We start from the raw sequence: 14,742 nt of genomic DNA on the forward strand, positions 1-14,742 counted from the left end.
AGCAGGATCTCGGAGATACAGGCGATCGGAAGGTCTACATCGGCGCGAGCGAATGACGGCTTAGGGTATGGGCGTGAACTCGGCCGGGGGCGAACGAGCTTCGGCAAAAGGCTCATAACAGACTTTCCGTTGGATCGTACGACGCGCCTCACGCCGCCAGCACCGCCTCATCCAGTCCGCGGATGATCTTGGCCATCTCAACAAACTCGTCGTGCCGGACCTTGTTGCGCCGCTGCGGCTTCGGTTCCTGGAACGGCACGATCTTCAGATCGCGCATGTTGGCAAGGCTAAACCGCCGGTCCTTCGAGCCCGCTTCTCTCGTGCGATTTCCACAGGAACCAGCCGAGGACGGTACCGAAGAAGAATGTGTGGGCAATGAACTGCACGACCGGGCTTGCCTGCAAAAACCAGGGGAATGCGATCGGCGCGATCACATAGAAATTGACGAGCCACAAGGCGAGGCCAAAGACGCTGCCGAGACCAATGAAGGCTGCTCGCCCTCGCAGCATCGCGGCAATCTCCCCGAACACGATCCCATAGGCGATGGCCAGGATCAAATGCACGATCACACCAGCGATGCTGGCCGTCAGGAGCGGGTAGCCGGGATCGAGAGCTTCCGGTCCAAGCGCGATGGCGCCGATCATGCGCAGGGGCATGAAGAACGCCTCCGCCCCCATCATGAACGCACTCGCCGTCATTTCGAACGCCGCAAAGACGAGGCCTGCGACAACGCCCGCAACGGCCCCCTGCTGAAGTCCCCATCGGATGTCGCGCGGCGTCACTGGCGTATGGATATAATCACGGTAAGCCATAATACTGCTCCCTGTTCTGGACGCAGATTCCTCCGTAAAATCAATGCCGGGAATGCGTCGGCGGTTCCGGGCGTTCGGTACAATTCACGGAGATTTGATTGAAGTTGATGTTTCTCAGGCCGAGCGGACGGGGAATGATACGTCCCCGTAGCATACACTGACTGCGCTCCCTAACTCTCTCCGCACCCGTTGCAGGATCAGCGGAGACGCTCCACCTGGAATGCCTGAGATCCCGAACGCCATCCTTCAGGAGGTGCAGCTGCTTTCGTCCCCTTGGCGTATTCCTGACTCTCAGTGCGATGATTTGAACATTTGCTTTGGGTCATAGCAGACTTTCCATTGGATGGTGCGACGCGCCTCACGCCGCCAGCACCGCCTCATCCAACCCGCGGATGATCTTGGCCAGTTCGACGCATTCGTCGTGCCGGGCCTTGTTGCGTCGCCAGGCGAGGCAGATCGTGCGCTGCGGCATCGGCTCCTGGAACGGCACGATCTTCAGATCGCGCATGGCGCTGGCCGGTCCTGCGGCCATTTCCGGGATGAGCGTGACGCCGAGCCCGTGCGCCACCATCTGCAGCAACGTCGTCAGGCTGGTCGCGCCATAGCTTGCCATTGCCACCGGTCGCACACTGCCGCAGACGGCAAGCGCCTGTTCGCGCAGGCAATGTCCTTCCTCCAGCAGCATCAGCCTTTCCAATGCCGGGCTTTCCGGCGGAACCGGCGGCGAGGCGAAGGCGGGGTCGCCGGCCGGCACGGCAAGGAAAAACCGGTCGGAGAAAAGCGGCTCGGTGATCAGCCCAGGCTGATCGAGCGGAAGGGCCGCGATGAAGGCGTCGAGCTTTCCCAGGGCGGTGTCCTCGACCAGCGACGCGGTTACCGCTTCGCGCAATTCGAGCTGCAAGGCCGGAAAATGCCGTTTCAGCTCCGGCAGCACATGCGGCAGGAGATAGGGCGCCACCGTCGGGATGATGCCGAGCCGGAAGCGCCCTTCCATGGCGGGACGGCCACGCCGGGCCGTGGTCTCGATCTCGCGGATGTCGGCAAGAATACGCTCGATACGCGGCAGCATGGCCAGTGCCTCGTCGGTCATCCGAACTGACTTGCCGCCGCGCTCGAACAGCCGGCAGTTGAGCCGCAGCTCCATCTCCGCGATCTGCGAGGACAGCGCCGGCTGGCTGACGCCGGCGAGCTTCGCGGCGCGGCCGAAATGCAGCGTCTGCGCCAGCGCCTCGAAATATTGCATCTGCCGGACGGTGAGACCTATCATAAGGAAAACCTATCGCAACAAACAGGAAAGGCAATTTGTTTTTATCGACAATGCAGCCTAGTCTGGAACCATTCCAGAATGGCGTGGCTCAAGGCCCGCCCGGAAAATCAACAGATCCCGGAAAATCACCAATCCCGGAAAACGACAAATCGGAGAGAACGATGGACGCAAAGACCGATGACACCAGCGCGGGAAAATGCCCGGTCGTGCACAGAACTATCGCCAGGGCCAACCGTGACTGGTGGCCGAACCAGCTGAATGTGCAGGTACTCCACCAGCAATCCGCACTGTCCGATCCAATGGGCGAGGCGTTCGACTACGCCAAGGAATTCAAGAGTCTCGACCTGAACGCCGTGATCAAGGACCTGCATGCCCTGATGACGGACTCGCAGGAGTGGTGGCCGGCCGATTTTGGCCATTACGGGCCGCTGTTCATCCGCATGGCCTGGCACAGCGCCGGCACCTACCGTATCGGCGACGGCCGTGGCGGTGCCGGAGCCGGCCAGCAGCGCTTCGCGCCGCTCAACAGCTGGCCGGACAACGTCAATCTCGACAAGGCCCGCCGGCTGCTGTGGCCGATCAAGCAGAAATACGGCCGCAAGATCTCCTGGGCCGACCTGATGATTCTCACCGGCAACGTCGCCCTGGAATCGATGGGCTTCAAGACCTTCGGTTTTGCCGGCGGGCGCGCCGATGTCTGGGAGCCCGAACAGGACATCTACTGGGGCCCGGAAGGCAAATGGCTGGCCGACGAGCGCTACAGCGGCGACCGCGATCTCCAGAACCCTCTCGCCGCCGTGCAGATGGGCCTGATCTACGTCAATCCGGAAGGGCCGAACGGCAACCCGGATCCGTTGGCCGCGGCGCGCGACATTCGCGAGACCTTCGCGCGCATGGCCATGAACGACGAGGAGACCGTCGCACTCATCGCCGGCGGCCACACCTTCGGCAAGACCCACGGCGCCGGCGATGCGACGCTGGTCGGCCCGGAGCCGGAGGCCGCCGGCATTGAAGAGCAGGGCCTCGGCTGGGCGAGCACGTTTGGCAGCGGCAAAGGCGGTGACGCGATCGGCAGCGGCCTGGAAGTGACCTGGACGACGACGCCGACGAAGTGGGGCAACAACTTCTTCGACAATTTGTTCGGCTTCGAATGGGAGCTGACCAAGAGCCCGGCTGGCGCGCACCAGTGGACGCCAAAGGGCGGCGCCGGCGCCGGCACCGTGCCGGATGCGCACGATGCAGCCAAGCGTCACGCGCCATCGATGCTGACCACCGACCTCGCTTTGCGGTTCGATCCTGCCTACGAAAAGATATCGCGGCGCTTCCATCAGAATCCGGACCAGTTCGCCGATGCCTTCGCCCGCGCGTGGTACAAACTGACCCACCGCGACATGGGCCCGATCGTGCGCTATCTCGGCCCGCTCGTCCCCAAGGAAGAGCTGCCGTGGCAGGATCCTATCCCTGCAGTCGATCATGTTCTGGTCGATGAGCTGGATGTGGCCGCCCTGAAGGCGAAGATCCTCGCCTCCGGCCTTTCGGTGCCGCAGCTGGTCTCGACGGCCTGGGCGTCCGCCTCGACCTTCCGTGGCTCCGACAAGCGCGGTGGCGCCAACGGCGCGCGTATTCGCCTTGCGCCGCAGAAGGATTGGGACGTCAACCAGCCGGCTCAGCTGGCCAAGGTGCTGGAGAAGCTCGAAGCAATCCAGAAGGAGTTCAATACTTCGCAGTCCGGCGACAAGAAAGTCTCGCTTGCCGACCTGATCGTCATTGGCGGCGGCGCCGCAATCGAAAAGGCCGCGAAGGACGCCGGCAACGACGTGAAGGTTCCGTTCACGCCGGGTCGCATGGATGCCTCGCAGGAGCAGACCGACGTCGACTCTTTCGCCCCGCTCGAACCGACTGCCGACGCTTTCCGCAACTATCTGCGCGGCCCGCAGCGTTTGTCGCCCGAGGAGGCGCTGGTCGATCGGGCGCAATTGCTGACGCTGACGGCGCCGGAGATGACGGTCCTCGTCGGCGGCCTGCGTGTGCTCGGCGCAAATACCGACCAGTCAACGCACGGCGTCTTCACCAAACGGCCTGAGACGCTGACGAATGACTTCTTCGTCAACCTGCTCGACATGGGCACGGTGTGGAAGTCGACATCGGACGCCAAGGATGTGTTCGAAGGACGCGACCGGGCAACAGGCGAGCTCAAGTGGAGCGGCACTCGCGTCGACCTGATCTTCGGCTCGCACTCGCAGCTGCGCGCCCTAGCGGAAGTTTATGCGACCGCGGACGCCACGGAGAAATTCGCCAACGACTTCGTGGCGGCGTGGAACAAGGTGATGAACGCCGATCGCTTCGAACTCGCCTGATCTAGGAGCATGATCCCGAAAAGTGGAATCCGGTTTTCGGAAAAGATCATGCTCAATAAAAAGACAGAGTCCCATCCCGATTCCATCGGGATGGGATTCTAGCGCCAAGGCGCTCTGGCAACAAAAAGGCGCGGGCTTGGCCCCGCGCCTTTTTGTATTGGGGTTTCCTTCGGCCGTCAGTCCTTCTCGAAAATGCGTGGCTTGGCCGCAACGCTGGCGCCCCCCTCTCCCCGTTGCTCACGGGGAGAGGGTAAGGGTGAGGGCAGCGCAAACCTGAAGCGATTGCCCTCTGCCTCCAAGACTCTCCCCGCTTGTGTGCGCCAGTCGCGCGCTTTAGAGCAGGGCCGGAAATAATTTGCTGAGCAACGGAATAACAAGATGCGACTGGGCGGACGGCTGGCGGCGGCCATCGAAGTGCTGGAGGATATCGGCCGGCGGCACCGGCCGGTCGCTGATGCGCTGAAGGATTGGGGCCTGTCGCACCGCTTCGCCGGCGGCGGCGATCGCGCCGCGATCGGCAACATCGTCTATGACGGGCTGCGCCGCAAGCGCTCGGCCGGCTTTTTGCTGGGCGACGATACGCCGCGCGCCGTCGCTTTCGGTGCGCTGCTGCTCGAATGGAACCAGACGGCGCAGTCGCTGAACGAAGTGCTCGACGGCGACAAGTTCGCGCCGCCGCTGCTGAGCGACGACGAGTTGAAAGCGATCGCCGATCGCCGGCTCGACGATGCGCCGCCGGCGCTACGGGCCGATATTCCGGATTGGTGCGAACCGCTTTTCGAGCAGGCCTTCGGCGCCAGCTGGGTCGACGAAGGTGCTGCGTTAGCGACCCGCCCACCGCTGGATCTCAGGGTCAACACGCTGCAGGCCGATCGCGGCAAGGTGCTCGCCGAACTGGCCGAGACCGGCGCCAGGGCTGCACGGATTGCGCCGCACGGCATCCGCATCCCGCCGATCGCGGGCGACGGCAGGCACCCGAACGTGCAGGCCGAACCGGCCTTCCAGAAAGGCTGGTTCGAGGTTCAGGACGAAGGCTCGCAGATCGCCGCCACGCTGGCCGGCGCGGAGGCCGGGATGCAGGTCCTCGACTTTTGCGCCGGAGCCGGCGGCAAGACGCTGGCCCTGTCGGCGGCGATGGACAATCGCGGCCAGGTGTTTGCCCATGATGCCGAAAAAGCGCGGTTGGCGCCGATCTTCGACCGCATCCGCCGCTCGGAAAACCGCAACGTGCAAATCGTCACCAAGCCGGCGGAACTCAGCCCCCTCTCGGGCCACATGGATATCGTCCTGGTCGACGCGCCCTGCACCGGCAGCGGCACCTGGCGGCGCCGGCCCGATGCCAAATGGCGGCTGACGCAGAAGCAGCTCGATGCACGCAAGGGCGAGCAATCGGCGATCCTCGACGCGGCCAAAGCCTTCGTCAAACCCGGCGGGCTGCTGGTCTACATCACCTGCTCGGTGTTCGACGAGGAGAATGGCGAGCAGGTCGCTGCCTTCCTGGATCGTAACAGCAGCTTTGCCCCGGTCGATCATCGCCAGCTCTGGGACAGCCGCTTTCCGGGCCACGAGACGGCCGCGCGCATCGGCGCAGCAGGCGGCATTTCGCTGTCGCCGGCGCTGAGCGGTACCGATGGGTTTTATGTCTGCGCACAGCGCAAGGGCGGCTGAACCTTGCCGGCGGGCCTATTGCTGCAGTGCAGCAATAGCGATTGCCTGCCGCTCATGCCTCTGCAATAAGCTTTTCTGACAGGAGCGTGACAAGCCATGGCAGCAGAGATCGTACCCGCCCCCAACTATGAGGATCGCGTCAGGACGTCCTTCGCACGCCAGAACGCCATGACCACCATCGGCGCCGAGCTGACGCTGGTGACGCCCGGCATCATCGAGATCGAGATGCCCTATTCGGCGGCGCTGACCCAGCAGCATGGCTTTCTTCATGCCGGCGTCATTTCGACGGCGCTGGACTCAGCCTGCGGATATGCGGCGTTCTCGCTGATGCCGGAAAGCTCCAGTGTGCTGACCATCGAGTTCAAGGTCAATCTGCTGGCCCCGGGCCGGGGCGAGCGCTTCCTGTTTCGCGGCTCGGTGACGAAGCCCGGCCGTACCATCGTCGTCGCCGACGGCCAGGCCTATGCCTTCGCCGTCGACGGCGAGGCCAAGCTGATCGCCACCATGACCGGAACGATGATGACAGTGGTCGGCCGCGATGGCATTGAAGGCTGATCCGATGCGCAAGGCGGTCACAATTGCGGGCAGGGACGTCCTCTTCGTGATGGCGGCGCAGGCCGAGTACGGCCCGCATCTGCAGCGGCTGTTCACCCCTGTCATGACCGGCGTCGGGCCGGTCGAGGCGGGTGTCAGGCTGGGCGCGGAACTGTCATGGCTGAAGACTGAAAAGGCGCTGCCGGACCTCGTCGTCTCGCTCGGTTCGGCCGGCAGCCGGACACTGGAACAGACGGAAATCTACCAGGCCGTTTCGGTCGCCTACCGCGACATCGATGCCTCGCCTCTGGGCTTCGAGAAGGGGGCGACGCCGTTTCTCGACCTACCGGTGACCGTGCCGCTGCCGTTCAGGATTCCAGGCATAAGAGAGGCGACGCTGTCGACCGGCGCGGCGATCATTTCCGGCAGCGCCTATGATGCGATTACCGAGGACATGGTCGATATGGAGACCTTCGCCTGCCTGCGAGCCTGCCAACTGTTCGGCGTGCCGCTCGTCGGCCTGCGCGGCATTTCCGACGGGGCTGCCGATCTCAGGCATGTCGGCGACTGGAAGGAGTATCTCCATGTCATCGACGAGAAGCTGGCGGATGCGGTGACACGGCTGGAACAGGCGATCGGCTCCGGTGCACTGCAGTTTGGACCATCGCATGACGCGGAAACGGAGTGAGAGAGACGCCTTCGCAACCCATTGCGCCGACTCGTTTCTTTCTCTAAACGCTCGCCATGAAGATAGCCAATCACCCCGACACCGTCCTGATTGTCGATTTCGGCAGCCAGTTCACGCAGCTCATCGCACGCCGTATCCGCGAGGCCGGCGTGTTTTCCGAGATCGTTCCGTTCCAGTCGGCCGAAGCGGCGTTCAAGCGCATCAAGCCGAAGGCGGTGATCCTCTCCGGCGGCCCGGCCTCGACCGGCGACATCGGCAGCCCGCGCGCGCCGCAGATCGTCTTTGACGCCGGTGTGCCGGTGCTCGGCATCTGCTATGGCCAGATGGCCATGTGCGTGCAGATGGGCGGCATCGCCGAAAGCTCCGACCATCGCGAATTCGGCCGCGCCTTCGTCGAGATCCAGAAGGACAGCCCGCTGTTCGAGGGCCTGTGGGCGCCCGGCCAGCGCCACCAGGTGTGGATGAGCCACGGCGACCGCGTCATCTCCCTGCCCAAGGGGTTCGAGGTGTTCGGAAAATCGGAAGGCTCGCCCTTCGCCATCTTCGGCAATGTCGAGCGCAAGATGTACGGCATCATGTTCCACCCCGAAGTGGTGCACACGCCGGACGGCGCCAGGCTGCTGCAGAACTTCGTCCACAAGATCGCCGGCATCGAAGGCGACTGGACGATGCGCGCCTACCGCGAACACGCGGTCGAGACGATCCGCAAGCAGGTCGGCAAGGGCAAGGTCATCTGCGCGCTTTCGGGCGGCGTCGATTCGTCGGTCGCCGCACTGCTGATCCACGAGGCGGTTGGCGATCAACTCACCTGCATCCTTGTCGACCACGGTTTGATGCGCAAGGACGAGGCATCAGGCGTGGTGGAGATGTTTCGCCAGCACTACAATCTGCCGCTCATCCTGGTCGACGCTTCGGACCGTTTTATCGGCGCGCTCGAGGGCGAAACGGACCCGGAAAAGAAGCGCAAGACCATCGGCCGGCTGTTCATCGAGGTGTTCGAGGAAGAGGCCGAGAAGCTCGGCGGCGCCGACTTCCTGGCGCAGGGCACGCTCTATCCCGACGTCATCGAAAGCGTCTCCTTCACCGGCGGCCCGTCGGTTACCATCAAGTCGCACCACAATGTCGGCGGCCTGCCCGAGCGCATGAAGATGCAGCTGGTCGAGCCGCTGCGCGAACTGTTCAAGGACGAGGTGAGGGCGCTCGGCAAGGAACTCGGCCTGCCCGACAGCTTCATTGGCCGGCATCCGTTTCCCGGCCCCGGTCTCGCCATCCGCTGCCCGGGCGGCATCTCTCGCGAAAAGCTGGAGATCCTGCGCGAGGCCGATGCCATCTATCTCGACGAGATCCGCAAGGCCGGCCTCTACGACGCCATCTGGCAGGCCTTCGCCGTGCTGCTGCCGGTGCAGACCGTCGGCGTGATGGGCGATGGCCGCACCTATGAATTCGTCTGTGCGCTGCGCGCCGTCACCTCGGTCGACGGCATGACGGCGGATTTCTACCACTACGACATGGCGTTCCTCGGCGCCGCCGCCACCCGCATCATCAACGAGGTGCGCGGCATCAACCGCGTCGTCTACGACGTGACGAGCAAGCCGCCGGGCACAATCGAGTGGGAATAAAGTGGGCTCGTTCGACATCATTCGGCGACTATCGGCGACACTTCATTAAGCGTCTGAATTGTAAGCTCTTTCGTCTCTATGCCTATCGCTGACTATCGCCCCTAAGCGGAATCATTTGGCGGTAGATCTGACGGCATTCCTTTTCGCGTCATCCTCGCTGCAGACTGATGCCGTCACTGCGCCGGACTCAAGCATTTTGGCATCTTTCAAGATAAAGCATTGAATCCAAGGGGCTCTCACAGAGCCTTGACGGTAAAAAGGATGACGGTAAAATTAGGCATTGAACAATCCTAGATGCGCCTCACCTGTCTCCTCCTATGCTCACCGACATCGCACTTAAGAAGCTGAAATCAAAAGATAAAATATACAAAGTCGCTGATCGTGACGGTATGTACGCGACCGTAGCTCCCACAGGGCAGATATCGTTCCGATACGACTACCGAGTGAATGGTCGGCGAGAGACAGTGACGCTGGGCCGCTATGGTGAGGGGGGCATCTCGCTAGCAGAGGCGCGTGACCGCTGTCTTGCCGCACGAAAAATGGTGGCAGCCGGAAAATCGCCAGCCCAGGAAAAGCAGCGTGACAAGCGGCGCCTGTCTGGGACGGCCACGTTCGGCGATGCCGGCAGAAGATGGTTTAAAGAGGCGAAGATGGCGGACAGCACGCGCTCCATGCGCAAAGCCGTGTTCGATCGAGACATCTTGCCGATTTGGGACAAAAGGCTCCTCACAGAAATAACATCGGACGATTTGCGGGCGCTCTGTGCAAAGGTCAGGGACCGTGGCGCACCAGCAACGGCCATTCATGTCCGGGATATCGTTAAGCAGGTCTATGGTTACGCCATTCTGCACGGCGAGAAGATCGCCAATCCGGCGGACGAGGTGGGACCGGCGTCGATAGCAACCTTCGAGGCGAAAGACCGGGCGTTGTCACCCGTAGAAATTCGAATCATGCTGAAAGAGTTGGAAAATGTGCCGACGTTGCCGACCATTCGGCTGGGCCTAAAGCTAATCCTGCTCACGATGGTTCGGAAAAGTGAGCTTCTGGACGCGACGTGGGATGAGGTCGACTTCGAGAACGCGATATGGAGCATTCCCAAAGAGCGAATGAAGCGGAAGAAGCCACATAACGTCTACCTGTCCCGCCAGTCCCTCGACATCATGATTGCGCTCAAGACTTGCGCTGCGAACTCTCGATACGTGCTTCCATCTCGCTACGACGCCGACGAACCCATGTCGCGCGCGACTTTCAATCGGATTACCTCGGCGATTGTGGACCGCGCCAAAAAACAAGATCTGCCACTTGCTCCCTTTACGGTGCACGATCTACGGCGGACCGGCTCCACGCTCCTAAACGAGATCGGATTTAATCGCGACTGGATCGAAAAATGCCTTGCCCACGAAGACAGTCGCTCCTCCCGCGGCGTCTATAACAAGGCTGAATACGAACCGCAGCGGCGCCACATGCTGCAGGAATGGGCCGACATGATTGAAGCGTGGGCGGCTGGCAATAAACACGCACCCACACTGCAGCCGATTTCCGGGGCAGCCGTTATCCTCGATCCGATTTGATGGGCCTCGTCTTCCGTGACCGCACGTCTGGTCCCGGGGCCAGTTCGATTGAACCAGCAGAGGACGCGTTCCGCCGTTCCTGAATCCAGGCTTCGACTTCTCCCAAGTCCCAAACGACGCAGCGGGGGGTCAGATTGAACCGTCGGGGGAACTCGCCTCGTTGTTCCATTTCATAAATGGTCGTGTCCGATAACGGGACGATTTCTCGCAATTGCGGTCGGCGGACAGTTCGCACGACCTGTCGCGCCTCAATGTGCGGTAGAACCGGAAGGGAGCGATCCGCTGGCGCGGTCTCTACGCCTTGGCAGCTTTCGCATTGAGTTGCCTTCTGCCGTCTGACCATGTGCATACCGAAGGGCTCCTTCGGGCCAATGATCGTGCATCTGCTCCAATCTGGGTATAGCTCTCAACTACGACCACATCGTCTCCTTTGACCAGCAGGCGAGCTTTGGAGGCATCATGACAGCAAGGTCTGGAATCTTCTATCGCCATCTCGCCAGCTCATCCTCCGCACCATAGGGACGCCAACAGCCCCCTGCACTAGGCAGCAAAATGTCCACGTCGAACTCTCGCCGCTTGTAGCGCCCACAAGCCGAGTGCACACGGGCAATTTCAGGCAGGCCTGAATGGCCGTCCGCTCCGGATGACTCCGTTCGGAAGTGCTTTCGCGATACGAACTGGCGAGCCACCCCACGCCCGAGTTTCTACAATGTTGTGCCGTACCTCTAGCTCTTCCAGGTCGAAGGACGTACTAGAAGGACAGAAATACTGACTTATTTGCTCGTGTCAACAGAACGGGAATCTCTGTTTACTTGCCAATCAAGTTCTGCATAAAAAAGAGGCAGGCGACCGATTCGGTAGCCTGCCTCTGTCTCTACGCGTACTCGCGGTAAATGTGGCGCCGAGTGGACGAACAAAGACCGCGAGTCCGCTCCCTAGCAGGTCGGTAGCTAGCGTCCTGAGGCTTCATTGGCAAGCCACAGGAGTAAAGACTAATGGCGAAGAATCCTCCCCTTCGGCCTGGTCAACCCGCTCCACGGTCAGGTCAGTACGAAATTACTGGCCCACGTGGCGGCAAAGGACCGGAAAGAACAGTGACTCGCAATGAGCCACTGCCGCCGACTCCGTCAAAAGGATCCACTTACAAGCTTGTCGATCCGACCAAACACGGAAAATAAAGTGACGGCGGGCTTCGGCCCGCCGGTTTCACGATCAATTGAGGGACGAAATGGTCAAGAAGATTGAAGTTGTTAAAAGGCCTGCCGGTGACGGTAAGACTCGCAATGGCGCAACCAACGAAACAAAATCTCTGAGTACCGATCACTACAAAGCGCGGCTGGGCGTGAAACCAACTGGCGGCGGGAAGAAGTCTTGAGCCTCAGCAATTTGGCCGATCTCTTCACAGTGATCGGCTTTCCTCTTGGCTTGGTGGGCGTCGGACTAGTTTTGTACCAAATGAGAACGGACAAATTGTCAGCCTCGGCAGGAGCCGTGGCTACAATACACGAGAATATTCGCATACGGATCGACATGTTGTCCCGCTTAGAACCGACTCTCGGCGATAGCGACAACCCTGAATGGACCGGTGCCTTTCGCGACCTCCTAAACGATCTGGAAGTAGCTTGCGCCACCTACCTAGATAGCCAATTCAGCGGTAGGACTGGAAAGCTGGCCGAATTCCTCATTCACGACATGTTGAAGTTGTTCCAAGATGATCAGTCGCTACGGGAGCATCTAAGGGCTGCAATCCACGATCCAGATACATTCGCTAACATCAGGGATTTTTTTGCTCTGAAGAAATAGACTCTGCGACGTCATAGAACTTGCGCCTCGTGTGCGCCCAGCAGGCGGCGAGAACGACGTCGCCCTTGGCCGTGAGTTGATCGAAGCCGGCATAGCCATCGACATGCAGCACGCCCTTGAAGTGCTGAAGATGCGATACCGGTCGCTCGGCCTTTCGGTCCGGCGCGGACAGGTAGACCGCAGCCGGCGGCGCGGGTCCGGCCCATGGCCGCTGCTCGCGCGCATAGACCCACAGCCGCCCGGTCTTAGTGCGGCCACGACCGGGATCGAGCACCGGAACCGGCGTGTCGTCGGCGAACAGATGGTCGGATGCGAACACGTTTCTCGCCAGCCGCTCGTGCAAGGCTTCCAGCCACCAGCAGGCGCCGCCGATCCAGCCGGCGAGCGTCGAGCGCGCCAGATCGATGCCGTGCCGGGCGAAGATCTGCGACTGCCGGTAGAGCGGCGTGTGGTCGCAATATTTGGAGACCAGTACCTGCGCCAGCAGCGCCGGCGTTGGCAGGCCGCCAGCGATCAGCCGCTCCGGAGCCGGCGCTTGCGCTACTGTCTCGCAGGTCCGGCAGGCGTATTTAGGGCGGGTGATGCGGACGCACGCGAAGCTGTGCCGGAACCCAATCGAGCATCTCGCTGACGCTCTCGCCGATCGCATGGAGCGCGTCGCCGCAGCACGCGCAGACCGCGCAGCCGATGTCGAGCAGCACGTCCTCGCGCGGCAGATGATCGGGCAGCGGCTTGCAGTGGGATGGTCGCTCGGCCGGCTCTTTTTCGAGACTGGGACAGCTCTCCCGGAGGCGGGCGATATCGGCGTCGAGATCTTCCAGTGCGAGCGCCAGTTGATCTGGATCGAGCTGCTCGGAACGGCGGCCGAACTGCGCCCGCTGAAGCTTTTTGATGATCGACTGAAGTCGCTCGATCTCTCCGTCGCGGCTTTCGACAGCAGCCGCCATCTCGCGTACGAGACGCTGCAGGAGAGCCGGATCGGATGGCAAATTATCAAGATCGATCAGCATGATCGAATCTGTCACAAACAGTCCAAAACCAAGGATTCCGGGCTTTTCCGTAACGGTCGAAGTGCCGATTTCAGTCGTCGGCCAGGGCAGGCCTCCAAACACGCTCGGGAGCGCGCCAGTCGATACCCTCGATCAGCATCGCAAGCTGCGCCGGCGCCAGCGTGATCGAGCCATTGAACCCGGCCATCACCGGCCACACGAAGCTGCCCTGATCGAGCCGTTTTGTGAACAGGCACAGGCCGTTTCCATCCCAAAACAGGATCTTCAGCATCGACGCCTTCTTGCCCCGGAAGGCAAACAGATGGCCCGAGAAAGGGTCCTGCTTCAGCGTTTGCTGCACCAACATTGCGAGCCTGTCGAGACCTTTGCGCATGTCGGTATAGCCCAGTGCCAGATGCACCTTCACGCCCGCGGGAACGATCATCATCCTCCTGTTCCTCCGCTTTCAAGATGCTCACGAACGGCATCCGGATTGCTGCCGGCTGGTGCAAATACGCGCCGGCCGTCAGGCAAATCGATCGCCGTCATTCCATCCGGCGGCTGCACGAGGTCACGCAGCAGAAGTGCCGCTGGCGTGCCATCAGTCAGCGCGACGGGCGCAAGCTTGGCGCGCTTCTTCTGCGCCACGCCGAACTGCACGCGCCAGCGGAACAGCATGCCCGTGACGATCCCGTGCTTGCGCGCGACCTGTGAGACGCTGACGCCAGGCTGGTCGCTCTCCAGCGCGATGGCATGCTTTTCTGCGTCGCTGAAGAAGCGCCGGGCAGGCTGCCGAGGCGCGCCAAGGTCATCCTTCGATGAGGCCGTCAAGCTCGATTCCGCCGGCGTTCCGCTAGCACTAGTGCCAACGACCGGACGGGCGGAGGGATGAAGATGCGCCCGCCAGTCGATTTCGACCTCACCCCTCGTCCAGTCGGTCACGCCATGTGCGCAGGCTCGTTGGCGAAAGATGCAGCGCAGCGGGGTATTCACGGATGCCCATGCCGCTCCAGTTCATCGCCTCGACGTGCATCGCCCAGAACGCCTGGACGGCGCGGTTGCGCACATCCGTGCTCACCGCAAAGCGCAGCCGAGCGCGCTTGTTCTGCCGCTTCGCTCGCGCTTCCAGGCGCTTCTGACGGCGCAATTCCGCCTGATATTCCGCCTGTTTGCGCGCCGCGTCGTTACCGGCGAAGTACTTCAGCCAGCGATCGAGCGTGTCCTTCGTCAGGCGATGCACACGGCAATATTCCGTCCGCGTCAGACCGCTGCGCTGCCACGCCTCGACGTGAACCACCCAATAGGACTGCCGCGCCCTGTTCTCGAAATGTCTCAAATTCACCGGAGATCCTCCATGCAACGAAGGAGCCCGACATGTCGCGCCATTGCACTACTCAATCTGGGTGCAGAGACCGGACGCTTACCGGCAGAAGA

General features: G+C 61.8%; 14 protein-coding genes and 2 pseudogenes. 8 read left to right on the plus strand and 8 right to left on the minus strand.

Annotated elements, in window-relative coordinates:
* Positions 1-148: 148 nt before the first annotated feature.
* The 3 genes and pseudogenes from AC0NIE_RS13730 to AC0NIE_RS13740 all read right to left on the minus strand — a co-directional run.
* Positions 149-277 (minus strand): annotated as a pseudogene (locus AC0NIE_RS13730) (hydrogen peroxide-inducible genes activator); the annotation flags it as partial.
* 10 nt (positions 278-287) lie between these two features.
* Entirely contained in the window at positions 288-812 is a 525-nt protein-coding gene (locus AC0NIE_RS13735; RefSeq protein ID WP_473487123.1) for a hypothetical protein, read from the minus strand.
* 358 nt (positions 813-1,170) lie between these two features.
* On the minus strand, positions 1,171-2,079 hold the full coding sequence (locus AC0NIE_RS13740) for a hydrogen peroxide-inducible genes activator (protein ID WP_473487122.1): 909 nt from the start codon (positions 2,077-2,079) through the stop codon (positions 1,171-1,173).
* Between the two features lie 161 nt (positions 2,080-2,240).
* Here AC0NIE_RS13740 and katG point away from each other — a divergent pair, with 161 nt between their 5' ends.
* From katG to AC0NIE_RS13770, 6 genes are all read left to right on the plus strand, one after another.
* Positions 2,241-4,436, plus strand: a complete 2,196-nt coding sequence (gene katG, locus AC0NIE_RS13745; protein WP_473487121.1) for a catalase/peroxidase HPI — start codon at positions 2,241-2,243, stop codon at positions 4,434-4,436.
* Positions 4,437-4,814: 378 nt separating this feature from the next.
* Positions 4,815-6,104 (plus strand): RsmB/NOP family class I SAM-dependent RNA methyltransferase, encoded by a 1,290-nt coding sequence (locus AC0NIE_RS13750; protein ID WP_473487120.1) that lies wholly within the window; start codon positions 4,815-4,817, stop codon positions 6,102-6,104.
* 96 nt (positions 6,105-6,200) lie between these two features.
* Positions 6,201-6,659, plus strand: coding sequence for a PaaI family thioesterase (locus AC0NIE_RS13755; protein WP_128175186.1), 459 nt, complete (start codon positions 6,201-6,203; stop codon positions 6,657-6,659).
* Positions 6,660-6,663: 4 nt separating this feature from the next.
* Complete coding sequence (locus AC0NIE_RS13760; RefSeq protein WP_473487197.1) at positions 6,664-7,326, plus strand: 5'-methylthioadenosine/S-adenosylhomocysteine nucleosidase; 663 nt, start codon at positions 6,664-6,666, stop codon at positions 7,324-7,326.
* 56 nt (positions 7,327-7,382) lie between these two features.
* Complete coding sequence (guaA, locus tag AC0NIE_RS13765; protein ID WP_473487119.1) at positions 7,383-8,945, plus strand: glutamine-hydrolyzing GMP synthase; 1,563 nt, start codon at positions 7,383-7,385, stop codon at positions 8,943-8,945.
* Positions 8,946-9,262: 317 nt separating this feature from the next.
* Positions 9,263-10,516, plus strand: coding sequence for a tyrosine-type recombinase/integrase (locus tag AC0NIE_RS13770; protein WP_473487118.1), 1,254 nt, complete (start codon positions 9,263-9,265; stop codon positions 10,514-10,516).
* On the opposite strand, the gene AC0NIE_RS13775 is transcribed toward AC0NIE_RS13770, so the two are convergent.
* Entirely contained in the window at positions 10,497-10,865 is a 369-nt protein-coding gene (locus AC0NIE_RS13775; protein ID WP_474047054.1) for a helix-turn-helix transcriptional regulator, read from the minus strand. The two genes, AC0NIE_RS13770 and AC0NIE_RS13775, sit on opposite strands and share 20 nt — an antisense overlap.
* Positions 10,866-11,744: 879 nt before the next feature.
* Between AC0NIE_RS13775 and AC0NIE_RS13780 the strand changes: the two genes are divergently transcribed.
* Positions 11,745-11,891 carry a hypothetical protein gene (locus AC0NIE_RS13780; RefSeq protein ID WP_473487117.1) on the plus strand — a complete coding sequence of 49 codons (147 nt, stop codon included), beginning with the start codon at positions 11,745-11,747 and terminating at the stop codon, positions 11,889-11,891.
* Complete coding sequence (locus AC0NIE_RS13785) at positions 11,888-12,319, plus strand: hypothetical protein (RefSeq protein ID WP_473487116.1); 432 nt, start codon at positions 11,888-11,890, stop codon at positions 12,317-12,319. The genes AC0NIE_RS13780 and AC0NIE_RS13785 overlap by 4 nt, the downstream gene beginning before the upstream one ends.
* Here the strand turns inward: AC0NIE_RS13785 and tnpC are convergent.
* The 4 genes and pseudogenes from tnpC to tnpA (AC0NIE_RS13805) all read right to left on the minus strand — a co-directional run.
* A pseudogene (tnpC, locus tag AC0NIE_RS13790) lies at positions 12,318-13,329 on the minus strand (IS66 family transposase); the annotation flags it as partial. The gene AC0NIE_RS13785 and the pseudogene tnpC overlap by 2 nt on opposite strands.
* Positions 13,330-13,399: 70 nt before the next feature.
* Complete coding sequence (tnpB, locus tag AC0NIE_RS13795; protein ID WP_473487113.1) at positions 13,400-13,756, minus strand: IS66 family insertion sequence element accessory protein TnpB; 357 nt, start codon at positions 13,754-13,756, stop codon at positions 13,400-13,402.
* On the minus strand, positions 13,753-14,139 hold the full coding sequence (tnpA, locus tag AC0NIE_RS13800; protein ID WP_473487112.1) for an IS66-like element accessory protein TnpA: 387 nt from the start codon (positions 14,137-14,139) through the stop codon (positions 13,753-13,755). The genes tnpB and tnpA (AC0NIE_RS13800) overlap by 4 nt, the downstream gene beginning before the upstream one ends.
* Before the next feature lie 88 nt (positions 14,140-14,227).
* Positions 14,228-14,605 carry an IS66 family insertion sequence element accessory protein TnpA gene (gene tnpA, locus AC0NIE_RS13805; protein ID WP_474047055.1) on the minus strand — a complete coding sequence of 126 codons (378 nt, stop codon included), beginning with the start codon at positions 14,603-14,605 and terminating at the stop codon, positions 14,228-14,230.
* Positions 14,606-14,742 lie beyond the last annotated feature (137 nt).

This window comes from Mesorhizobium sp. WSM4842 (assembly GCF_055901575.1).

Bases quoted from the DNA above. Each gene is read 5' to 3' on its own strand.
- AC0NIE_RS13735 (WP_473487123.1), bottom strand. From the start codon at position 812: ATGGCTTACCGTGATTATATCCATACGCCAGTGACGCCGCGCGACATC.
- AC0NIE_RS13740 (WP_473487122.1), bottom strand. From the start codon at position 2,079: ATGATAGGTCTCACCGTCCGGCAGATGCAATATTTCGAGGCGCTGGCG.
- katG (WP_473487121.1), top strand. From the start codon at position 2,241: ATGGACGCAAAGACCGATGACACCAGCGCGGGAAAATGCCCGGTCGTG.
- AC0NIE_RS13750 (WP_473487120.1), top strand. From the start codon at position 4,815: ATGCGACTGGGCGGACGGCTGGCGGCGGCCATCGAAGTGCTGGAGGAT.
- AC0NIE_RS13755 (WP_128175186.1), top strand. From the start codon at position 6,201: ATGGCAGCAGAGATCGTACCCGCCCCCAACTATGAGGATCGCGTCAGG.
- AC0NIE_RS13760 (WP_473487197.1), top strand. From the start codon at position 6,664: ATGCGCAAGGCGGTCACAATTGCGGGCAGGGACGTCCTCTTCGTGATG.
- guaA (WP_473487119.1), top strand. From the start codon at position 7,383: ATGAAGATAGCCAATCACCCCGACACCGTCCTGATTGTCGATTTCGGC.
- AC0NIE_RS13770 (WP_473487118.1), top strand. From the start codon at position 9,263: ATGCTCACCGACATCGCACTTAAGAAGCTGAAATCAAAAGATAAAATA.
- AC0NIE_RS13775 (WP_474047054.1), bottom strand. From the start codon at position 10,865: ATGCACATGGTCAGACGGCAGAAGGCAACTCAATGCGAAAGCTGCCAA.
- AC0NIE_RS13780 (WP_473487117.1), top strand. From the start codon at position 11,745: ATGGTCAAGAAGATTGAAGTTGTTAAAAGGCCTGCCGGTGACGGTAAG.
- tnpB (WP_473487113.1), bottom strand. From the start codon at position 13,756: ATGATGATCGTTCCCGCGGGCGTGAAGGTGCATCTGGCACTGGGCTAT.